Annotated in this window: 21 protein-coding genes and 1 rRNA gene; 10 read left to right on the top strand and 12 right to left on the bottom strand. The window is 71.0% G+C overall.

What is annotated here, in order from left to right:
- Positions 1-24 precede the first annotated feature (24 nt).
- From rrf to MRBLWH3_RS14760, 4 genes are all read left to right on the top strand, one after another.
- Positions 25-141: ribosomal RNA gene (gene rrf, locus MRBLWH3_RS14775) — 5S ribosomal RNA — on the top strand.
- A gap of 80 nt (positions 142-221) precedes the next feature.
- Entirely contained in the window at positions 222-1298 is a 1077-nt protein-coding gene (dapE, locus tag MRBLWH3_RS14770) for a succinyl-diaminopimelate desuccinylase (RefSeq protein ID WP_363433376.1), read from the top strand.
- Positions 1299-1345: 47 nt separating this feature from the next.
- Complete coding sequence (locus MRBLWH3_RS14765) at positions 1346-2503, top strand: hypothetical protein (RefSeq protein ID WP_363433373.1); 1158 nt, start codon at positions 1346-1348, stop codon at positions 2501-2503.
- Between the two features lie 91 nt (positions 2504-2594).
- Positions 2595-2768, top strand: coding sequence for a DUF3117 domain-containing protein (locus tag MRBLWH3_RS14760; RefSeq protein ID WP_019179788.1), 174 nt, complete (start codon positions 2595-2597; stop codon positions 2766-2768).
- 61 nt (positions 2769-2829) lie between these two features.
- Here the strand turns inward: MRBLWH3_RS14760 and MRBLWH3_RS14755 are convergent, their stop codons facing one another.
- A complete protein-coding gene (locus MRBLWH3_RS14755) occupies positions 2830-3465 on the bottom strand; it encodes an O-methyltransferase (protein ID WP_341998440.1) in 636 nt (211 codons plus the stop codon).
- Positions 3466-3537: 72 nt separating this feature from the next.
- Between MRBLWH3_RS14755 and MRBLWH3_RS14750 the strand changes: the two genes are divergently transcribed.
- A complete protein-coding gene (locus tag MRBLWH3_RS14750) occupies positions 3538-3918 on the top strand; it encodes a Sec-independent protein translocase TatB (RefSeq protein WP_363433371.1) in 381 nt (126 codons plus the stop codon).
- Positions 3919-3930: 12 nt separating this feature from the next.
- On the opposite strand, the gene MRBLWH3_RS14745 is transcribed toward MRBLWH3_RS14750, so the two are convergent.
- From MRBLWH3_RS14745 to MRBLWH3_RS14735, 3 genes are read right to left on the bottom strand one after another with little or no spacing between them, the layout of a single operon-like run.
- Positions 3931-5082 carry a P-loop NTPase gene (locus MRBLWH3_RS14745; protein ID WP_363433367.1) on the bottom strand — a complete coding sequence of 384 codons (1152 nt, stop codon included), beginning with the start codon at positions 5080-5082 and terminating at the stop codon, positions 3931-3933.
- The gene (locus tag MRBLWH3_RS14740; RefSeq protein WP_363433364.1) at positions 5079-5609 is read right to left on the bottom strand and encodes a DUF1003 domain-containing protein; all 531 of its coding nucleotides are present in this window, start codon (positions 5607-5609) and stop codon (positions 5079-5081) included. Before MRBLWH3_RS14740 ends, MRBLWH3_RS14745 begins: the two co-directional genes overlap by 4 nt.
- Positions 5609-6904: a magnesium transporter MgtE N-terminal domain-containing protein gene (locus MRBLWH3_RS14735; protein WP_363433362.1), complete on the bottom strand. Its 1296-nt coding sequence runs from the start codon at positions 6902-6904 to the stop codon at positions 5609-5611. Before MRBLWH3_RS14735 ends, MRBLWH3_RS14740 begins: the two co-directional genes overlap by 1 nt.
- A gap of 40 nt (positions 6905-6944) precedes the next feature.
- Here MRBLWH3_RS14735 and MRBLWH3_RS14730 point away from each other — a divergent pair, with 40 nt between their 5' ends.
- Positions 6945-7652 (top strand): general stress protein, encoded by a 708-nt coding sequence (locus MRBLWH3_RS14730; protein ID WP_363433359.1) that lies wholly within the window; start codon positions 6945-6947, stop codon positions 7650-7652.
- Positions 7649-8347: an alpha/beta family hydrolase gene (locus MRBLWH3_RS14725; protein ID WP_363433356.1), complete on the top strand. Its 699-nt coding sequence runs from the start codon at positions 7649-7651 to the stop codon at positions 8345-8347. The genes MRBLWH3_RS14730 and MRBLWH3_RS14725 overlap by 4 nt, the downstream gene beginning before the upstream one ends.
- On the opposite strand, the gene MRBLWH3_RS14720 is transcribed toward MRBLWH3_RS14725, so the two are convergent.
- Positions 8323-9522, bottom strand: coding sequence for a citrate synthase (locus MRBLWH3_RS14720; RefSeq protein ID WP_363433354.1), 1200 nt, complete (start codon positions 9520-9522; stop codon positions 8323-8325). The genes MRBLWH3_RS14725 and MRBLWH3_RS14720 overlap by 25 nt on opposite strands.
- 111 nt (positions 9523-9633) lie before the next feature.
- Here MRBLWH3_RS14720 and MRBLWH3_RS14715 point away from each other — a divergent pair, with 111 nt between their 5' ends.
- Positions 9634-10785, top strand: a complete 1152-nt coding sequence (locus tag MRBLWH3_RS14715; RefSeq protein WP_363433351.1) for a citrate/2-methylcitrate synthase — start codon at positions 9634-9636, stop codon at positions 10783-10785.
- A gap of 6 nt (positions 10786-10791) precedes the next feature.
- On the opposite strand, the gene MRBLWH3_RS14710 is transcribed toward MRBLWH3_RS14715, so the two are convergent.
- The 3 genes from MRBLWH3_RS14710 to MRBLWH3_RS14700 all read right to left on the bottom strand — a co-directional run bounded on the left by MRBLWH3_RS14710 (position 10792) and on the right by MRBLWH3_RS14700 (position 15119).
- The gene (locus MRBLWH3_RS14710) at positions 10792-12552 is read right to left on the bottom strand and encodes a gamma-glutamyltransferase family protein (RefSeq protein WP_363435545.1); all 1761 of its coding nucleotides are present in this window, start codon (positions 12550-12552) and stop codon (positions 10792-10794) included.
- Positions 12553-12636: 84 nt separating this feature from the next.
- Positions 12637-14058 carry an aminopeptidase P family protein gene (locus tag MRBLWH3_RS14705; RefSeq protein WP_363433349.1) on the bottom strand — a complete coding sequence of 474 codons (1422 nt, stop codon included), beginning with the start codon at positions 14056-14058 and terminating at the stop codon, positions 12637-12639.
- A gap of 38 nt (positions 14059-14096) precedes the next feature.
- Positions 14097-15119 (bottom strand): endonuclease/exonuclease/phosphatase family protein, encoded by a 1023-nt coding sequence (locus MRBLWH3_RS14700; RefSeq protein ID WP_363433347.1) that lies wholly within the window; start codon positions 15117-15119, stop codon positions 14097-14099.
- A gap of 83 nt (positions 15120-15202) precedes the next feature.
- Here MRBLWH3_RS14700 and MRBLWH3_RS14695 point away from each other — a divergent pair, with 83 nt between their 5' ends.
- Positions 15203-16066, top strand: coding sequence for a PHP domain-containing protein (locus MRBLWH3_RS14695; RefSeq protein ID WP_363433344.1), 864 nt, complete (start codon positions 15203-15205; stop codon positions 16064-16066).
- A gap of 69 nt (positions 16067-16135) precedes the next feature.
- Here the strand turns inward: MRBLWH3_RS14695 and MRBLWH3_RS14690 are convergent, their stop codons facing one another.
- Together MRBLWH3_RS14690 and MRBLWH3_RS14685 are read right to left on the bottom strand one after the other, a co-directional pair.
- Positions 16136-16567 carry an SHOCT domain-containing protein gene (locus tag MRBLWH3_RS14690; protein WP_363433341.1) on the bottom strand — a complete coding sequence of 144 codons (432 nt, stop codon included), beginning with the start codon at positions 16565-16567 and terminating at the stop codon, positions 16136-16138.
- A gap of 108 nt (positions 16568-16675) precedes the next feature.
- Positions 16676-18208, bottom strand: coding sequence for a DEAD/DEAH box helicase (locus tag MRBLWH3_RS14685; RefSeq protein ID WP_363433339.1), 1533 nt, complete (start codon positions 18206-18208; stop codon positions 16676-16678).
- 210 nt (positions 18209-18418) lie between these two features.
- On the opposite strand from MRBLWH3_RS14685, the gene MRBLWH3_RS14680 reads away from it, so the two are divergent.
- On the top strand, positions 18419-19132 hold the full coding sequence (locus MRBLWH3_RS14680; protein WP_363433337.1) for a ferritin-like fold-containing protein: 714 nt from the start codon (positions 18419-18421) through the stop codon (positions 19130-19132).
- A 63-nt stretch (positions 19133-19195) separates the two neighbouring features.
- Here MRBLWH3_RS14680 and MRBLWH3_RS14675 read toward each other — a convergent pair whose 3' ends face one another.
- Both MRBLWH3_RS14675 and MRBLWH3_RS14670 read right to left on the bottom strand, forming a co-directional pair.
- Entirely contained in the window at positions 19196-19486 is a 291-nt protein-coding gene (locus tag MRBLWH3_RS14675; protein WP_363433335.1) for a hypothetical protein, read from the bottom strand.
- 14 nt (positions 19487-19500) lie between these two features.
- Positions 19501-19725 carry a DUF3107 domain-containing protein gene (locus tag MRBLWH3_RS14670; protein ID WP_192634543.1) on the bottom strand — a complete coding sequence of 75 codons (225 nt, stop codon included), beginning with the start codon at positions 19723-19725 and terminating at the stop codon, positions 19501-19503.
- Positions 19726-19744 lie beyond the last annotated feature (19 nt).

Genomic DNA, 19744 nt, shown 5'->3' with positions numbered 1-19744 from the left:
GAAGACCTGAAACATCGAAAGAGTTTCGGCGGCCATAGCGAGAGGGAAACGCCCGGTCCCATTCCGAACCCGGAAGCTAAGCCTCTCAGCGCCGATGGTACTGCAGGGGGGACCCTGTGGGAGAGTAGGACACCGCCGGACACCCATTCACGGAATGGCCACCCCCACGGGGTGGCCATTCCGCGTTAACGGACCCATTTGGCGCTCGGTAGACTCGAGGGATGCCGGCGCTCGATCTGACTCTTCCCTCAGCCGAACTCACTCGCATCATCTGCGACATTCCGAGCGTCTCCGGCGACGAGAAAACTCTTGCCGACGCGATCTTCGACGAGATCTCTGCCCTCGATCACCTCGACGTGTACCGCGACGGCGACACGATCGTCGCCCGCACCCGCCTGAATCGGGTGCAGCGCGTCGTCATCGCCGGTCACATCGACACTGTCCCCATCAACGCCAACGTGCCGACGAAAGATGTCGACGTCGATGGGGTTCCCTTCATCTGGGGCCGCGGCACCGTCGACATGAAGGCGGGCGTCGCCGTGCAGCTCAAGCTCGCCGCGGAGCTCGCCGACCCCCGCGTCGACATCACCTGGATGTGGTACGACCACGAGGAGGTCGACGCGGACCTCAACGGCCTGACCCGGCTCGCCCGCACCCGCCCCGATCTGTTCGCCGGCGACTTCGCAATCCTCGGGGAGCCGTCGAACGGCGAAGTCGAGGGCGGCTGCAACGGCAATCTGCGCGCGATCGTTCGCACGCACGGGGTGCGCGCGCACAGCGCCCGGGCATGGATCGGCGAGAACGCGATCCACAAGGCCGCTCCGATCCTCGACCGCCTCGCCGCGTATGTCCCGCGCGACGTCGCGGTGGAAGGCCTGGTCTACCGCGAGGGCCTCAACGCGGTACGCATCAACGGCGGTGTGGCCGGCAACGTGATCCCGGACCTGTGCGAGGTGGAGATCAACTACCGCTTCGCACCCAGCCGTGACGTGGTCGAGGCGGAGAGCCACGTCCGCGACGTGTTCGCCGGCTTCGAGGTGGACGTCGTCGATGCGGCAGCCGGCGCGCGGCCCGGACTGGACGCATCCCTCGCCCGGGAGTTCCTCGCGGCTGTCGGCGCTGAGCCCCGGCCGAAGTACGGCTGGACCGACGTCGCGCGCTTCAGTGCGCTGGGTGTGCCGGCCGTGAACTACGGGCCCGGCGACCCTCACCTGGCGCACCACGACGAGGAGCGCGTGCCGGTCTCCCAGATCGAGGCGGTCGAGCAGGGCCTGCGCGCGTGGCTGGCGAGCAGCTGACGTCAACGCCGGCGGCACGTTCGTCCGCCGCGCGGACCGCCGTGCGAGTGGCAGCGATCTACGTCGCGGCAAGGATCGTCACCACTCTGTTCCTCTTCGCCGCCACCGAGCTCTCCGGACTCACGTCGCGGATGGGCGCGGATGCCCGCCTCGGCGACACCGTCGTCGCGTGGGACGGCATGTGGTACTGGGTCGTCGCCGCATCCGGCTACCCGAGCCGCCTGCCGCTCACCGACTCCGGGCAGGTCGCCGAGAACGCGTGGGCGTTCCTCCCCATCTATCCATGGCTCGCGCAGGCGGTGTCGACGCCCTTCGGCCTCTGGCAGATCGGTGCCCTGATCGTCTCGCTCGTCGCCGGGTACGGGGCATCCGTCGCCCTCTACTACCTGCTGCGGATGCGGCTGGACGAGTCGGCCACCCTCTGGGCTGTGGCGTTCTTCGCCAGCGGCCCGCTGGCGGCGCTCTTCCATGTCGGTTACGCCGAGGCGCTCAGCCTGTTCTGGCTGTTCTGCGCTCTCCTGGCCGTCGCCCGCCGACGATATGCGTGGCTGTACGCGCTCATCCCGCTGATGGCGTTCACGCGCCCCGGTGTGCTGGCGTTCGCGCTGTTCCTCGCGCTCTTCGGGATCTGGCGCTGGTTCACGCGGGGGCGCGAGCCGCTACGAGGCCAGGAGATCGCCCACATCATCGCCGCGGGCCTCCTCGCCGCGATCTCGGGATTCGCGTGGCAGCTCATTGCGGGATGGGTCACGGGCGATCCGGACGCGTATCTTGCGACCGAGCTGGCGTGGCGGCGCAACTGGGTCCTCGGTGACGCCACGTTCACGCCGCTCGAGCCCTTCCTCGCGGGCGTTTCGTACTGGTTCGAGACGATGTGGCACCTGCCGCTCGCACTCGGCTACGCGCTCGTGGGCGGCGGGCTGCTGCTCATCGCGGGAGCTCTGATCGCCCTGCCGCCGGTGCGCCGGCTCGGCATCGAGATCCGCCTGTGGAGCGCGAGCTACCTCGTCTACCTCCTGCTCGTGTTCTTCCCGCAGTCGAGCATCTTCCGGCTGCTGGTGCCGCTCTCGCCGCTGTGGGGCGCGTTCGCGGTTCCGCGCTCGCGCGTATGGCGGATCGGCGTGCTCGTCGCATGCCTCGTCGGCCAGTGGTGGTGGATCTACAACATGTATGCGCTGGGCAGCACGAACTGGCAGGTCCCGTGACCGGATCGGATGCCGCTTTCCCCAGGCGTGCCCGGGGTGTCGGCCCTCACGATAAACTTGACGTGCAGACCATCGATGAAAAGGAGCCGCAATGGCAGCCATGAAGCCGAGAACCGGAGACGGGCCGATGGAGGCCGTGAAGGAGGGTCGACTCATCATCGTGCGCGTGCCGCTCGAGGGAGGCGGTCGTCTGGTCGTCTCGGTGAACGACGCTGAGGCCAAGGAGCTCTACGACGTCCTGGGGGGCGTCGTCAACGCCGCGTAATCGCTCGTTGCGCGAACGGCCGGTCCGATCGGACCGGCCGTTCGCGTTCCTCGTCCGAGCCTCAGGACGTGGCGACGGTGGTGAGCTGCAGCAGACCCTCGCCCGTGATCGACAGTGCGCCGATGACCGCGGGGGAGGCCTGCGTCTCCTGGATGAGCGAGCGGTACGACGTCGTGACCGGGTCGCGGCGCACCGGATCGGCGACCGCGCCACCGGAGAGCACGCGGGGGACCAGCACCGTCCCGCCGGCGCGGACCAGGCGAAGACCGTGCTCGACGTACTCGATGACCCCCTCGGGATCGGCGTCGACGAGCACGATGTCATAGGACGCCTCGTTCATGCGCGGCAGCACCTCCGAGGCGCGGCCGGTGATGAATCGGGCGCGTGCCGGGGGGATCCGGGCCTCGGCGAAGGCCTGACGGGCGGCGCCGAGGTGCTCCGGCTCCTTGTCGATGGTGGTGAGGGTCGCGCGTGGGGAGCCGTGCAGCAGCCATAGACCCGAGACGCCCGCACCGGTGCCGATCTCGACGATGTTGAGCGCCTGAGACACCGCGGCGATGACCGCGCACTGAGCTCCGATCGCGGGGCTGACCGGGGCGGCGCCGAGCTCGAGCGCATGCGCGCGCGCACGTGCGATATGCTCCGGCTCGCTCGTCGCCTCGTCGACGAACCGCTGGTTCGCGTTCTGCTCTCCCATCGGAATCCTCCGCTCGTCAGCCTACGCGGCCGCACGGCGCTGACCGCACAGGCACGGCGGTAATCTGAAGGCATGATCTTCGGCCTCACGATCGAGAAGCTCCTGCTGATCGGACTCGTCGCGGCACTCATCCTCGGTCCCGAGCGGCTGCCCCGGTATGCGGAGGCCCTCGCGGGGCTGACCAAGCGTGCACGGGCGTGGGTGACGACCGCACGGACGCGCGTGCGCGATGAGATGGGCGAGGATTTCGACGACGTCGACTGGCGCACACTCGACCCTCGCCAGTACGACCCCCGGCGCATCATCCGCGAGGCGCTGCTCGACGATGCTCCGGTCGCGAGCATCGCCGCGACCCAGGTGCAGGCTGCCCCCGTGCCGCCGACGACGCCGGTGCGGACCCCGTACCGCGTGCCCGTCGACGGCCCGACGCCCTACGACAGCGAGGCGACCTGACCTGCGCCACGGTCAGCGCGGGCGGAACGGCAGAGCGCGCCCGGACAGCCCGCGGGGCGTCTGGGCCAGAGTCTCGGCGAGGCCCGAGATGGCGCGCGCCGCGGGATCGTCGGGGTGCACGATGACCGCCGGGGTGCCGGCATCCGCGTCCGCGCGCAGCGTCGGGCTGAGCGGGACCGAAGCCAGCAGGGGGACCTCGGCGTCGGACTGAGACAGCGACTCGGCGACCGCGGCACCGCCCCCGGCTCCGAACACGTCTATCGTCGTGCCGTCGGGAAGCATCATCGCGGCCATGTTCTCGATCACGCCGATGACGCGCTGGCCGGTCTGACGCGCGACGACGCCGCTGCGTACGGCGACGTCTGCAGCGGCGGCCTGGGGTGTCGTCACGACGAGCACCTCGGCGTTGGGCAGCAGCTGTCCGACCGAGATGGCCACATCGCCCGTGCCGGGGGGCATGTCGAGCAGGAGCACGTCGAGATCGCCGAAGTACACGTCCGTGAGGAACTGCTGCACCGTGCGGTGCAGCATCGGTCCGCGCCATGCGATGGCGCCGACCGGTGCGTCGCCTTCGGCGCGGCGCAGGAACATGCCGATCGAGATCACCTTCACCCCGTGGGCGACCGGCGGCAGCATGAGGTCGTCGACGCGCGTCGGCTGCGGTACCGTGCCGTCGGCCGCGACGAGCCCCAGCTGGCCGGGGATGGAGAACCCGTGCACGTCGGCATCGATGAGGCCAACGGCGAGCCCCCGGGCGGCCAGCGCGGCGGCGAGGTTCGCGGTGACCGTGGACTTGCCGACGCCGCCCTTGCCGCTCGTGACGGCGATGACGCGCGTGAGCGTGCCGGGGCCGAACGGCATCTCGCGGGCACGGCCGCCGCGTAGCCGCTCGGTGAGGGCGTGCCGCTCGGCCGGCGTCATGACACCCACCTCGAGCGCGACATCCGTGATCCCCGACACGGATGCTGCGGCCGCGCGCACGTCGGCCGCGATCCGGTCCGCGGCGGGACAGCCCACGATGGTCAGCGCGATCGCCACGTGTGCGACATGGCCGTCCACCGAGATCTCGCGGACCATGTCGAGCTCGCCGATCGGGCGGCGCAGCTCGGGGTCGGGGACGGCGCCGACAGCGGCGCGGACGGCGTCCGCGGAGGCCGGGCTCATCGTGCAGTGCCGCCGTCGTCGGCCCCGGGCGTGCTCTCGAGCTTCTCGAGGAGGGTGCGCAACTCGGTGCGGAGCACATCGCGCGTGACGACCTGGTCCGCGAAGTCGTTCACGGCCATCCGCAGCGCGACGACCTCGCGGGCGAGGTACTCGGTATCGGCGAGGTTGCGCTCGGCACGCTGCCGGTCCTGCTCGATCTGCACGCGGTCGCGGTCGTCCTGACGGTTCTGCGCCAAGAGGATGAGGGGCGCAGCGTAGGACGCCTGCAGCGACAGGATCAGCGTCAGCAGCGTGAAGTTGGTCGCCGCAGGGTCGAACTGGAGCTGCGGCGGCATGAAGATGTTCCACGTCAGCCAGACGGCGACGAAGATCGTCATCCCGATCAGGAAGCCCGACGTGCCCATCGCGCGCGCGAACGCCTCGGAGAATCGACCGAATCGGTCGCTGGACGGCTGAGGGGAACGCTGGAGCATGCCCGAGCGGCCGCGGGGCGCGTCGAGCGACGGCTGGCGGGTGTTGCGTGCCATCAGCGCCTCCTGGGAATGCTCGCGGTCGTGGTGGGGACGGATGCCGGGCGTTCATCCTCCTCGGCATCGTGCGATCTCCAGTCCTCGGGAAGGAGATAGTCGAGCACGTCGTCGACGCTGACCGCGCCGACCAGCCGATGGGCGGGATCGACGACGGGGAGCGAGACGAGGTTGTACGAGGCGAGCAGCCGCGCGACCTCGGCGGCTGAAGCCGTCGCCGGCACGGGGTCGAGCGTGTCGTCGATGATCGCGCCGAGGCGCTCGTGGGGCGGGTAGCGCAGCATTCTCTGGAAGTGCACCGTTCCGAGAAGGCGCCCCGTGGGCGTCTCGTACGGCGGGAGCGTCACGAAGACGGCGGCCGCCAGCGCGGGGTGCAGCTCGTGACGGCGGATGAGCGCGAGGGCCTCGGCGATGGTCGCGTCGGCGGAGAGCACGATGGGCTCGCTCGTCATCAGCCCGCCGGCGGTGTCGGGGCCGTACTTGAGGAGGGCGCGGACGTCTTCGGCCTCCTCGGGCTCCATGAGCTCGAGGAGTTCCTCCCGCTGATCCTCGGGCAGCTGCCCGAGGACGTCGGCCGCGTCGTCGGGCTCCATGGCGTCGAGGATGTCGGCGGCACGCTCGTCGTCCAGGGCCTCGAGGATGTGGACCTGCTCCTCTTCGGGCATCTCCTCGAGCGCGTCGGCGAGTCGGTCGTCGGGAAGCTCCTCCACGACCTCGAGCAGTCGCTCCTCCGGGAGGTCGAGCAGCGTGTTCGCGAGGTCGGCGGGACGCAGCTCGGAGTATGTCGCGACCAGCTGCTCGGCGGACTGCGCCTCGCCGGGCACCTGGCGCTCGCGTACGGCGTCCCAGTTGGCGAACGTCGTCGGCCCCTTGGCGAAGGGCGAGGCGCTCGTCTTCGGCTTGCGCAGGAAGAGCTGGCCGACATCCCATTCGCCGAGGCGGTTGCGCTCGATGGCCACGTCTTCGATCACCGCGGTGCCAGACCCGTCTGCGAAGAACACCTTGCGGCCGAGGAGCTCCGCCATGACCCGCACCTCGCCGCCGCGCTGCTGGAAGCGGCGGACGTTGATGAGTCCGGTCGTGATGACCTGACCCGTCGCGATGGAGGTGACGCGGCCGATCGACACGAACACGTTGCGTCGGCCGGGGATCTCGACGATGAGCCCGATCACGCGGGGCGGATCGTCTTTGCGATAGATGACGACGACGTCGCGGACCTTGCCGAGACGGTCGCCGGCGGGGTCGAAGACCGAGCACCCGGAAAGGCGCGCGACGAAAACCCTCTGCGTGCTCACACGTCCCAGCGTAGTCCGCGCGCCATGGGAGGATGGGGAGATGACCATGATGGGAGGGCGCTCTCCGCAGAGTTCCGACGCGGTCGGTCCGACCGTGGCGAGCTTCCCGACGTATGAGGGGGCGCAGAAGGCGGTGTCGTCTCTCATCGCGGCCGACATCCCGGCGCGCGACATCGCGATCGTGGGGCAGGGACTCCGCTCGATCGAGCGCATCACCGGCCGCCTGGGTTATGCGTCTGCCGCGCGCTCCGGCGCGGTGAACGGGCTCCTCCTCGGCCTGCTCTTCTCGGCGATCCTCGTGATCGGCTCGCCGTCCGTGCCGATCCAGGCATTCGTCGGCGTCCTCTTCGTCGGCATCGCGATCGGCATGCTGCTGAGCATCGTTGCTTACTCCTTCGTGCGGCGCCGCCGCGACTACGCCTCGGTGATGCAGGTCGTGGCGGACCACTACGAGGTCACTGTCACCGACAACAGCGTCGGCCGCGCACGCCAGGTGCTCGGCCCGCAGGCGGCGGTCGCACCGGTCGTTCAGACCGCCCCCGCGGCGCCTGTCGCCCCGAGCCCCGCCGCTCAGCCCGCCGAGCCGCCCAAGTACGGCGAGCGCGTCGTCCCCCGGCCCGACGGCGAGGCCCCTGCGGGCTCCGTCACCCCGACGACGCCGGACGAGTCCGCAGGAGCCGAGCCGGCTTCGTCCGCCGAACAAGATGCGGCCGACGCCTCGGGCGCCGACGACAGCAAGCGCGCATGACCCCAGACGGCGGTTCCTCGCGGATCTCCGTCCCGCTCCCGAATGAGGGTGTCGAGGTCTCGGCTGACCTCGTCATGCCGTCGTCGGCATGGGCGTTCGCGGCCGTGGCGCACGGCGCGGGCGCGGGGTATCGGCATCCGTTCCTCACCGGCTTCGCCGACGCGCTCGCGCAGGAGGGCGTCGCCACGCTGCGATTCAACTTCCCGTACGTGGAAGCAGGAAGACGGATGCCGGGACCCGCGGCGCACGCCATCGCGACGTGGGCAGCGGTGCATGCCGAACTGGCAGAACGCGCCGTAGGCGCTCCGGTGTTCGCGATCGGCAAGTCGTACGGCGGGCGCATGGCGTCGATGGCGGCGGCCGAGGGCGTCATCGATCCGGCCGGCCTCGTGTATCTCGGCTATCCGCTGCACCCGCCGGGCAGGCCCGACAAGGCCCGCACCGCCCATCTGCCTGACGTGCCGCAGCCCCAGCTCTTCGTGGAGGGGACCAACGACCCGTTCATCGACCCGCACGAGCAGCTCGAAGAGGCGGTTGCGTCCTGCCGGATCGCCGACATCGCCTGGATCGACGGCGGCGGGCACTCGTTCGACGTGAAGGGCCGCAAACGCCCGGCGGCCGACATCGCGGCCGACCTCGCACGGGGCGTCGCCGAGTGGCTGCGGCGGACTCACTCGGGAGCAGGACCCACGTAGCGCCCCCGCGGTCGCAGGCGCATCGGGCGTTCGTCGTACTCGTCCACCGCGTGCGAGATCCAGCCGACGATTCGCCCGATCGCGAAGATCACCGACGCGGCGTCGTCGGGCATCTCCGCCCAGAGGGTGAGAGCGGCCAACGCGAGGTCGAGGTTCGGCCGCATGTCGGCGCGGCGCGCCACCTCGTCCGCGACGGCGTCCACCGCGGCGAGCACGCCTGCGCTCTCCGGCGCGTCGCGCAGCAGCTCGAAGAGCACCCTCGCGCGCATGTCGCCGCCGGCATACAGCGGCTGGCCGAAGCCCGGGACGCCGCTGCGCCCGGCGCGGACGGTGCGCGCGATGGCTGTCGCGGGGTCGTCGCCATCGCGGATGGCGCGGAGCAGGTGCGCCGCCGCCCCGCTCGCGGTGCCGTGCAGCGGCGCATCGAACGCGCCGAGTGCGGCGGTGACGACCGCGTATCCGGACGCGCGCGCCGAGGCGGCGACGCGCGCGGCGAGGGTCGAGGCGGCGAGGTCGTGGTCGATGACGAGCACCAGCGCCGCGTCGATAAGCCGGGATCCGCCGGGCAGATCGCGCGAAGCGAGTGCCCGCCACAGCGTCTGCGCGACGCTGGCACGCTCGTCGGCGACGGCGAGTGCGGCGGGCAGCCCCGTCACGAGCCGCGCGCCCGCGCGCAGAAGCTGTGACGGATCCGGATCATCGCGCAGCGGGTCGGTGGCTGCGAGGGCCGACACCGCGACGAGAAGCCGGTCGAGCGGCCGGGCCGCCGGGCCCAGCGCCGCGATCGTGCCCCGGGCGACGGCGACGTCGGCGGGTGAGGGAGCGCGGAGCGTGGAGACGTCCCACACCCAGGTCACGACGTCCTCGAACGAGGCGTCGCGGGCCAGCTGCGCCGCCGACCGCTCGCGATAGTGCAGCTCGTCGTCGTCGATATGAGCGAGCCGGGTGTCGAGCACCATGAGCGGGCTGCCGGGGGTCGGCGAACCGGGGACAGCTCCGGGTGAGCGCCTGCGTCGTCGCGCGAACGCCTCGACCTCCAGCGGATCGAACGACGAGCCGGCGGCATCGCGCTCGCGCGACAGCAGGCCTCGTGACACGTAGGCGTACAGCGACTCGGGTTTGACGCCGAGGCGGGCGGCCGCCTCGGCCGCGGTCAGTCGGGGAAGATCGCTCACGATATTGATCCGATCAAGATTGACGAAAGCGTGATCAAGTTACGACACTGACTGTAGCGGGAAGGCCCGACCGACGCGGCCGCGTCCTGGATCCCCGAGCAAGGAGCCGACATGACCAGCACGACACGCCCGGCCCCGATCGATGCGCCGCGCGGCCTCGCCGGCGTGACCGTCGCCGACACCACGGTGAGCGACGTCCGCGGGGCAGAGGGCTTCCTCCAGTACCGGGATCGATCGGCGATCGACCTGGCCGAGACGGCGAGCTTCGAGGACGCCTGGCAGCTCCTCGTCACCGGAGAGGCGGCGACGGATGCCTCGCGCCCGGCGTTCGCGGCCCGCATCGCCGATGCCACCACCGCGCGGAGCGCCGACGTTGACGTCGTCGTCGATGCGGTGTCGTCGGCGACGCCGGATGTGCTCGCCGGGCTCGCGGCCGCCTGGCCGCTGCTCGGCGCGAGGCGCAGCATCCGTCCGCTCTACGACCTCGACCAGGACGAGCGTCTCGCCGACGCGATCGCGCTGGCTGCGGCGACACCGGTGCTTGTGGGCGCGCTGTGGCGGCGCGGTCGTGGGGAGGGCGCCCTGCCCGTGCTGGATGATCGCGGAGTCGTCGCGAACTACCTGCACCAGGTCACCGGCGTCGTGCCCGGCGAGGCGATCGAGAACGCTCTGACCGCCTACCTCGTCGCGGTCATGGACCACGGTTTCAACGCCTCCACCTTCACCGCCCGTGTCATCGCCTCGACGGGAGCAGATGCCGCCGCCTGCCTCGTCGGCGCTCTCGGGGCGCTGGCCGGACCCCTGCACGGCGGGGCGCCGTCGCGGGCTCTCGACGGGCTCGATGCGGTGGGCGACGCGGACGGTATCGAGCCGTGGATCCGTGGCGAGCTCGCGGCCGGGCGCCGGCTCATGGGGTTCGGTCACGCCGTGTACCGCACGGCCGACCCGCGTGCCGAGCTGATGAAGCGCGTCGCGCGGCGTACCGGCGGGCCTCGCGTCGAGCTCGCGCTGCGGTTCGAGGAGAGCGCGGAGCGGTTGCTGGCCGAAGCGAAGCCGGGCCGCGAGCTGCACGCGAACGTCGAGTTCTGGGCGGCGCTGGTGATGGAGCAGTGCGGGATCCCGCGCTCGATGTTCACGCCGACGTTCGCGGTCGCGCGCACGATCGGGTGGACGGCGCACATCCTCGAGCAGGCTCGCGATCCGAAGATCATCCGCCCGTCGGCGCGGTACGTGGGGCCCGCAGTGCGAGTGGCGGCAGCGTGAGCGCTGCTACCGCCCGGCGGCGTACCCCTGCATCCCGCGCGGGTTCGCCGCGCCCCACAGGACGCCGGTGGCGGCATCCCGCCCGACGGCGGAGACCCGGCCGAGTGCCCAATCGCCCGCTCGCGTGACGCGGTGACCGCGGCGCTCGAGCCCCCCGATCACCGCGTCGCCGAGCCGGTTCTCGACGACTGCGCCGGCGGGGGTCCAGGTGCGCGGCCAGAACGACTCGGGCATCGAGGTCGTATGCAGCGCGGGCGCGTCGATCGCCTGCTGCGGCGCGTAGCCGCCGACGATGATGCGCAGCAGCGCGAGCAGCTGCCACTGATCCTGCTGGTCGCCGCCGGGAGAGCCGATCGCGAATTCGGGCGCCCCGTCGCGGAGCACCAGCGTGGGCGTGAGCGTGGTGCGCGGGCGCTTGCCCGCGCACAGGGAGGACGGATGCCCCGGCTCGAGCCACGTCATCTGCAGGCGGGTGCCGAGACAGAACCCGAGGGCGGGAATCGTCGGGGAGGACTGCAGCCAGCCGCCCGACGGGGTCGCCGAGACGATGTTGCCCCACCGGTCGATGACGTCGAGATGACAGGTGTCGCCCTTCGTCTCGCCGGTCGGCGCCACGCGGGCTTCGCCGTGCGCCACCGTCGGTTCTCCGGTGCCCACAGCGGGTGCGTCGTAGGTCGTGCGCAGCGGCGGGCGGAAGGGTGTGCGGCCGGGGACCGCGCCAGGCCGGAACTCGGCCGAGGCTTGCGCGGAGATGAGAGACCGCCGCTCATCGAGGTAATCGGCGGACAGGAGCGCGTCCAGGTCGACAACGTCGTCGCCGAACCACGCGTCACGATCGGCGTAGGCCAGCTTCTGCGCCTCGAGGATCGTGTGCGCGCCGGCCTCCTGCGAGGGATCGAGCAGGTCGTCGGCGAGCGGCTCGAGCATGCCCAACGTCTGCAGCAATGCCGGACCCTGCGTCCACGCACCCGCCTTCGCGATCGTGCGGCCCCGGAACTCCCGGGTGACGGCGGGTTCATAGCCCGCGTCGAAGCCGGCGAAGTCCTCCGCCGTGATCACGGCGGCGTGCTGGCCACCGCCGGAGTGCCGGTGCGGCTGCGACAGGAAGACGGATGCCTCGTGGGCGACGATCCCTGTCTTCCACTCGCGCCGTGCGGCGTCGATGCGGGCGGCCCGGCCGACAGGCCCGTCGTCGCGCACGGTGCACGACGCGTGCACGAGCGAGTCGAGCACCGCCGCGTATGCCGGGTTGTGCACGATGCGACCGGCGACGGGGATCTCGCCATCGGGAAGCCACAGGTCCGCCGATGTCGTCCAGTCGTCCCGGAACAGCTCGGCGACGCGCGCGATCGTGGCGGCCGCCCCGGCCACGAGCGGGTGCCCGTCACGCGCGTAGCCGACGGCATAGGCGAGCACGTCGGCGAGTTCCCACGTGCCGTGGTCGCGCAGCAGCAGGAGCCATGCGTCGACCGCGCCGGGCACCGCGGCCGCGAGGCCGCCGGCACCCGGGGTGAGGTCGAGCCCCTCGCCCCGGTAGTGCTCGATCGTCGCGCCGGCGGGAGCCGGGCCCTGGCCCATGAGGACCGTCGGGGACGCGGCATCCGTCTCCTGGAAGATCGCGACGAGATCGCCGCCCGGGCCGTTGAGGTGGGGCTCGACGACGTGCAGCACGAAAGCCGCGGCGACCGAGGCGTCGAAGGCGTTGCCCCCGCGCTCGAGGACAGCCTGCGCGGTCGCGGTCGCGGTCCAGTGGGTCGACGCGGCCATGCCGAACGTGCCCGTCAGCGTCGGGCGCGTCGTGAAGGACGACGGGGCGGTGTATGTCGACAAGCTCAGCGGCCGATGCGAGGTTCAGCGGCCGCCGCGGGCGATCCAGTCCTCGACCTCGTCGGCCGTGCGGGGGATCGCGGCGGAGAGGTTGACCGGACCGTCGGCGGTCATGAGGATGTCGTCCTCGATGCGCACGCCGATGCCGCGGTACTCCTCGGGGACGGTGAGGTCGTCGATCTGGAAGTACAGGCCGGGTTCGATCGTGAAGACCATTCCCGCCTCGAGGGTGCCGTCGTAATACATGTCGCGGCGGGCCTGCGCGCAGTCGTGCACGTCGATCCCCAGATGGTGGCTCGTACCGTGCACCATGTAGCGGCGGTGGTGCCCGCCCTTGTCGGCATCGAGCGCCTCCTCGGCGGTCACCGGCAGCAGCCCCCATTCGGCGACGCGCGTGGCGATGACCTGCATCGCCGCCTCATGGATCTGACGGAACCTCACACCGGGCTTCGCCACGGCGAACGCGGCGTCGGCAGCCTCGCGCACTGTCTCGTACACCTTGCGCTGCACGTCGGTGAAGCGGCCGCTCACCGGGAGGGTGCGGGTGATGTCGGCGGTGTAGAGGCTGTCGACCTCCACCCCGGCGTCGATGAGGATCAGGTCGCCCGGCACGACGGCGCCGTCGTTGCGCGTCCAGTGCAGGTAGCACGCGTGGGGACCGGATGCCGCGATCGTGTCGTAGCCCACCGCGTTGCCGTCGCTGCGCGCACGCTGGTGGAACACGCCCTCGACCACGCGCTCCCCGCGGGGGTGTTCCACGATCGCGGGAAGGTTCGCGACGATGTCGTCGAAGCCGGAGGCCGTCACCTGGACGGCGAACTCCATCTGGCCGATCTCGTACGCATCCTTCACGAGGCGCAGTTCCGACACGAACCGCGTGAGCGCGTCGTCCTCGTCGAGCACGACATCCCCGTCGCCGGCTTCGAAGTCGTCGATATGCGCCGTCGCGAGGCCGAGGTCGGACGCGACTCCGGCCAGCGCGGGTCGCGGGCCGATCCAGAACTCGCCGATCGACGCATCCGAGTAGAACTCGCTCGTCGTGCGGTCGGCGCGCTCGCGGAAGTAGAGCGTGACGTCGTGGCCACCGGGCGAGCGCGGCTCGAACACCAGCACGGCGCCGGGCTCGGCGTCGGACGCCCAGCCGGTCAGGTGCGAGAAGGCGGAGTGCGCGCGGAACGGGTAGTCGGTGTCGTTGCTGCGCTGCGTGAGCTCGCCCGCCGGGATCACGAGGCGCTTGCCCGGGAACGCCGCCGACACGGCGTCGCGACGGGCGGCGGTGAATGCCGCCTGCGGGCGCGCCGGAGGAGTCGACTCGGGGCGCTCGGCCCAGCCGGTCGAGATCGTGTCGAGGAAGCCCTGACCGTACGGCTGACGGCGGTTCGTGCTGGTCGAGGTCTCGGTGGTGCTCGTGGCGCCGGGGGACTGCTCGCTGGCTGCGCTGCTCATGCCTCCCAGTCTCGCACGGGCGTGGGAGCGCGGACAGTTCAGCCGGCGGGGTCGTACTGCACGATGAGCGGGCGGTGATCGGAGCCCGAGTCGTCGAGCGAGCGCAGCACGAGAGAGCCCGTCGCCCGCCACTGCCGCGTCGCCATCACGTGGTCGATCGGGGCCCCGAGGATGGCCGGCATGTCGGCCGACCAGGTCCCCAGGGCGCCGTTGCCGGTCTCGGCTGCGGCATCGGTGCAATGGCCGAGCGTGGCGCCGTCGAGCCCGAGACCCGCCATGTGGTCCACCGTCGCGTTGAAGTCGCCGGCCATGATCACGTTGCCGTCGCCGCACTGATCGGCCAGCCACTGGAGGTCGTCGCGCCAGCTCCGCATGTAGCTCGGTCGGGGCGCGACCGCGTGGACGGCGACGACGGTAGGCCCCTCGCCGGAGACCGGCATCGCGACGGCGCTCGGCACGGTGGAGGTGTTGCTGCTGCCGTCGAGCGAGGACTCGATGACGGCGTAGTCGCCGAGCTCTGGCGAGATCAGGAGGGTGGTCGAGCCGGCATCCCATTCCGTCGACGGATCCGACGCATGGTGCGCCCACATGCGATGACCGAGGTCGCGCATCGCGATGGCGACGCTCTCGCCCGTCTCGATGGTCGTCTCGGGGAGCGCCACGATGTCGGCGTCCATCGCGACCGCGATCTTCGCGATCGTCTCGGGCGGCGTCGCCGGGCCGGCGGTGTTCCATGTCATCACGCGGATGGACGCGTCGGTCTTGACGGGCAGCGGATCGCTGCCCAGGCCGCCACGGGTCGACAGCACCGCCACATTCGCGACGGTCGCGAGTCCCGCCACGACCGCGAGCGAGAGCGCGAACGCGCGGATCGGCCGGGCGACCGCGAAGAGGAGCGCCAGCAGTGCCGCGGCGGCGAACGCGAGCGCGAGGATGCCCCGGAACGACACGATCTGGGCGATGGGATAGATGCGCTCGACGCGGAAGAAACCCGGGAACGTCAGCACCGTTGCTGCGATCGCGCACAGCACGGTGACGAGGATCCCGAGCAGGCGAAGCACGACGGCGACTCTATGCGAGCAGGCTGTGAGATCCGTCAGCGCACGCGGGCGTGGCAGGTTTCGCCCCGCGCTACGCTCGGAGGATGCCCGGACCCCCGCGTTTCGAAGGGCCGAGCGACCTCCACCTGCACTCGGCGAACTCCGACGGCACGCAGCCTCCCGCCGAGGTGATGGCGTCCGCCCACCGGCACGGGGTTCGCACGGCCGCCCTCACCGACCACGACACCACGTCGGGCTGGGCCGAGGCGGCCGAGGCTGCGACATCCCTCGGCATGACGTTCATCCCGGGGATGGAACTGTCAGCGCGCCACGAGTGGCGCAGCGTCCACGTGCTGGCGTACCTGCCCGATCCCGATGAGCCGGCGCTGCGCGCCGAGACCGCGCGCATCCGCTCCTCGAGACTGGATCGCGCGCGTCTGATGGCGGATCGGATCGGGCGCGACTACGACCTGGTGTGGGATGACATCCTGGAACAGACCACCGACGGCGCGACCGTCGGGCGGCCGCACATCGCCGACGCGCTGGTCGCGAGGGGCCTCGTCCGCGATCGCGCCGAGGCGTTCGCCGGCATCCTGAGCCCTCGCGGCGACTATTACGTCGCGCTGTACGCGCCTGACCCGGTCACCGCAGTGGGCCTCGTCGCGGGCGCCGGGGGAGTGCCCGTGATCGCGCATCCCGCAGGGCGCGCCGGCCTGCTCCCGATGCGTCTGATGGAACGGATGCTGGACGCCGGCCTCGCCGGCTTCGAACTGGGTCATCGCGAGAACCGCGATCCGGCGCTCACGACCCTGCGCGACCTGTGCCGCGAACGCGACCTCGTCGTGACCGGCTCCAGCGACTATCACGGCCTGGGCAAGCCCAATCAGCCCGGCGAGAACACCACGACCGACGAGATGGTGTCGCGCGTCATCGCCATGGCGAACGGAAGCGCCCCCGTCTACCCGTGAGGGCGGACGAGGGCGCCTCCGCGACCGCGCATGCCGCGGATCAGATCGTGACGATCGGCGCGCTGCCGATCAGCTCAGGGCCTTGGCCTTCAGCGCGTCGTACTCGGCCTGCGTGATCGTCCCGGCGTCGAGGAGCCCCTTCGCCTTGGCGATCTCCTCGGCGGGGCTCGCACCGGCGCCCGCGACGGACTTGATGTAGGCGTCCTGCGCGCTCTGCAGCTCCGAGGCCTCCTTCGCGCTGCGCTTGGCCATGCCGTTTCCGCGCGCGATCAGGTACACGAGCAGCGTCAGGAACGGCACGAAGATCAGGAAGATGATCCAGACCGCCTTCCACCAGCCGTTGAGCTTGTGGTCGCGGAACAGGTCGGCGATCACGGCGAACAGCGCGAACAGGTACGCCATGAAGAAGAAGATCCAGAGGAACCACCAGATGATGTCCCAGAAGGAGCCCCAGAAGCCCTGGTACTCATAGCCGGTGGTGACGGCCTCGATGATGCGCATCGTGTGCCTTTCGTGAATGCGAGGTACCGGCGCCCGATGCGCCGTATGCGCTCACCATAGCGCTGTCGCGGCGCCGTACCACGGCGCCGCGACAGGAGAACCACGGATTCAGGCGCCGACGGTCGCGCCGCCCGCGGGGGTCGATCCGCCGCTGCCGCCGCGGCGGCGACGGCGGCGCCGCGGCGCGGGCTTGCCGTCATGGTGCTCCTTGCCCCCGCCGTCGTGCGTGCCGCTGCCATCGGTGGACCGGTCGCCGTCGGTGCTCGCCGGGGCGCCGTGCTCCGGCGACCCGCCGGCACCCGCCTCGGCGGTCTGGAACGTGGAGCCGACCCGTTCGGCCGAACCCGACCGGCGACGGCGACGCCGACGGCTCGGAGCCTCACCGTTCGACTCGACTTCGGCGGCAGCATCCGCCGCCCGCTCAGGCTGGACGCGGACGGCCTGGGTCTTCGGAGCCGTCACGATGCGGCCCTTCGTGCCCGCGGGGATGTCGAGATCGCTGAAGAGGTGCGGGCTCGACGAGTAGGTCTCGACGGGCTCGGGCTGGCCGAACTCGAGGGCGCGGTTGATGAGGGCCCACTTGTGCAGGTCCTCCCAGTCGACGAACGTGACAGCGATGCCGGTCTTGCCTGCGCGGCCGGTGCGGCCGGCGCGGTGCAGGTACGTCTTCTCGTCGTCGGGGATCGTGTGGTTGATGACGTGCGTGACGTCATCCACATCGATGCCGCGCGCCGCGACGTCGGTCGCGATGAGGACGTCCTTCTTGCCCGCCTTGAACCCGGCCATCGAGCGCTCGCGCGCCTCCTGGCTCATGTCGCCGTGCACGGCGCCGGCGTTGAAGCCGCGGTCGCTCAGCTCGTCGACGAGCTTCTGCGCGGCGCGCTTGGTGCGCGTGAAGATCACGGACTTGCCGCGGCCCTCGGCCTGGAGGATCCGGGCGATGACCTCGTCCTTGTCGAGCGAGTGCGCCCGATAGACGAGGTGCTTGATGTTCGCCTGCGTGAGGCCCTCGTCGGGGTCGGTCGCGCGGATGTGGATCGGGTTCGACATGAACCGGCGCGCGAGCGCGACGATCGGACCGGGCATGGTCGCCGAGAAGAGCTGCGTGTGACGGATGGCCGGCACCTTCGAGAAGATCTTCTCGATGTCGGGGAGGAATCCGAGGTCGAGCATCTTGTCGGCCTCGTCCAGCACGACCTCCGTCGCGTTCGACAGGTCGAGCAGGCGCTGGTTGTTGAGGTCGATGAGGCGGCCCGGCGTGCCGACGACGATCTGCGCGCCCGCCTTGAGCTGATCGATCTGGCCCTCGTACGCCTTGCCGCCGTAGATGGCGACGACGCTCGTCGAGCGGTTCGAGGTCAGCATGTCCATGTCTTCGTAGACCTGCACGCACAGCTCGCGCGTGGGAACGACGATGAGCGCCTTGACGCCGGGTGCCGGGTCGGCACCGAGACGCTGCACGACGGGGATGCCGAATCCGAAGGTCTTGCCGGTACCCGTCTTGGCCTGGCCGATGATGTCCTGGCCGGGGAGGCCGAGGGGGATGGTCTGCTCCTGGATGGGGAACGCGTCGACGATGCCCTTGGCGGAGAGCGCCTCGACGATGTCCTGATCAACGCCGAGTTCGGCGAAGGTCGTCACGATGTGTGCCTGTCCGGCAGTGGGATGCTGCCTGGGTTCATGCCCGGGCGCGTGTCCGGCCTCTGCAAGGCCGCCGCGCGGGCGGAAAAGCGATCCACGCCCTTCTTTCCCACAGGCGCGGGCGCCCCGATCCGACGCCGGGGCCGGCATCCACGATACCGGAGGTCTCCCGCGGGAGCACGGCGGCGGCGTCCCCGTAGTCTTTCCTGCATGGTCAAGTGGTTCTGGCAGCGTCGCGACACGGGGCGGAAACTGCAGCTGCGCTCGCGCGACGAGCTCAGCGGCGGCAATCGCGTCGACTTCGAGGAGCTCGCTCCCGACATCGACACGTTCCTCGGTCAGGCCGCCTACCTGCAGCTGGGATTCTTCGAGACGCTCACCGAGCTGATCCAGACGATCCCCGAGCTCGGCGAGAAGGAAGCCGTGTCACGCGCCGCCGGCGCGGCGCTCACGAAGCACGAGGCCCTCGTCGCGCTGATCCGTGAGCGCGGCGACGACCCCACCGAGATCATGCGGCCGTTCCGCGAGCCGCTGGACGCCTTCCGCGCCGCGACGCATGGCGTACGCCCGCAGGAGACGATGCTGTCGGTGCACATCACGGCGGGCATGCTCGACGACTTCTACCTCGCTCTGTCGGCCAGCTACGGCGAGACGGGCGACCGCGTGGCGCGGATCCTGCAGGCCGACGACGATCGCCAGGCGATCGTCGAGCTGATCTCCCAGGCGATCGCGAGCGACCCCGAGTGGAAGTCGCTGCTCGCCCTGTGGGGGCGCCGCCTGGTCGGCGACACCCTGCTCATCGCGCGTGCCGCGCTGCGACCGACCGATCTCGGCTCGGCCGCAGAAGAGAAGGTGGAGCCCGTCTTCACCGAGCTCATGGCCGCGCACTCGCGGCGCATGGACGCGATGGGATTGGCCGCCTGACGCTGGACGGATGCTGCGGCCGCGCGTCGCGGCCGGGATCGAGGCACGCGCGGCCGAGGGCGATCAGCCGATGCCGAGGCGCGCCTTCTCGCGGGCGTCGTGGGCTACTCGCGCACGCGAGGTGAGGGTGATCGCCGGGTAGGTGACCGCCATCGGGACGATGAGCGCCGCGAGCCACGGCCACGGAGTGTCGATGCCCACGCCGAGCCAAGTGAGGATCGACCACGCCGCGCCGGCCGACACGGCGCCGATCATCGGCGCCAGGACGACACCGCGCGTCAGGCGCTGGTGCAGCTGGAAGTGGATGCCGATGCCCACGACTGCGCCGACGATGAACGCGATGAGGATCTGCACGGGTGCGGGTCCGCTCAGGCGACGAAGCCGACGCGGCGCGACTCTTCGGAGCCGAGCTCGACATAGGCGAGGCCGGCGGTGGGGACGATGTACGAGTTTCCCTTGGCATCGGCGAACGTCACGTGCGTGGCGCCGGCGTCGAGAGCGGCGGCGACGGACTTCTTGACGTCGGCGGCCGGCTCGTTCGTCTCGAAGTTGAGCTCGCGGCCGGTGTTCGCGATGCCGATGCGGATCTCCACGTGACTGACCTCCTGCGCG

This window comes from Microbacterium sp. LWH3-1.2 (assembly GCF_040675855.1).
GTDB lineage: Bacteria > Actinomycetota > Actinomycetes > Actinomycetales > Microbacteriaceae > Microbacterium.
This window is presented reverse-complemented; position numbering and strand designations above follow the sequence as displayed.

Coding starts and splice junctions, on each gene's coding strand:
- dapE (WP_363433376.1), top strand. CDS start 222: ATGCCGGCGCTCGATCTGACTCTTCCCTCAGCCGAACTCACTCGCATC.
- MRBLWH3_RS14760 (WP_019179788.1), top strand. CDS start 2,595: ATGGCAGCCATGAAGCCGAGAACCGGAGACGGGCCGATGGAGGCCGTG.
- MRBLWH3_RS14755 (WP_341998440.1), bottom strand. CDS start 3,465: ATGGGAGAGCAGAACGCGAACCAGCGGTTCGTCGACGAGGCGACGAGC.
- MRBLWH3_RS14750 (WP_363433371.1), top strand. CDS start 3,538: ATGATCTTCGGCCTCACGATCGAGAAGCTCCTGCTGATCGGACTCGTC.
- MRBLWH3_RS14745 (WP_363433367.1), bottom strand. CDS start 5,082: ATGAGCCCGGCCTCCGCGGACGCCGTCCGCGCCGCTGTCGGCGCCGTC.
- MRBLWH3_RS14740 (WP_363433364.1), bottom strand. CDS start 5,609: ATGGCACGCAACACCCGCCAGCCGTCGCTCGACGCGCCCCGCGGCCGC.
- MRBLWH3_RS14730 (WP_363433359.1), top strand. CDS start 6,945: ATGACCATGATGGGAGGGCGCTCTCCGCAGAGTTCCGACGCGGTCGGT.
- MRBLWH3_RS14725 (WP_363433356.1), top strand. CDS start 7,649: ATGACCCCAGACGGCGGTTCCTCGCGGATCTCCGTCCCGCTCCCGAAT.
- MRBLWH3_RS14715 (WP_363433351.1), top strand. CDS start 9,634: ATGACCAGCACGACACGCCCGGCCCCGATCGATGCGCCGCGCGGCCTC.
- MRBLWH3_RS14710 (WP_363435545.1), bottom strand. CDS start 12,552: ATGGCCGCGTCGACCCACTGGACCGCGACCGCGACCGCGCAGGCTGTC.
- MRBLWH3_RS14705 (WP_363433349.1), bottom strand. CDS start 14,058: ATGAGCAGCGCAGCCAGCGAGCAGTCCCCCGGCGCCACGAGCACCACC.
- MRBLWH3_RS14695 (WP_363433344.1), top strand. CDS start 15,203: ATGCCCGGACCCCCGCGTTTCGAAGGGCCGAGCGACCTCCACCTGCAC.
- MRBLWH3_RS14690 (WP_363433341.1), bottom strand. CDS start 16,567: ATGCGCATCATCGAGGCCGTCACCACCGGCTATGAGTACCAGGGCTTC.
- MRBLWH3_RS14680 (WP_363433337.1), top strand. CDS start 18,419: ATGGTCAAGTGGTTCTGGCAGCGTCGCGACACGGGGCGGAAACTGCAG.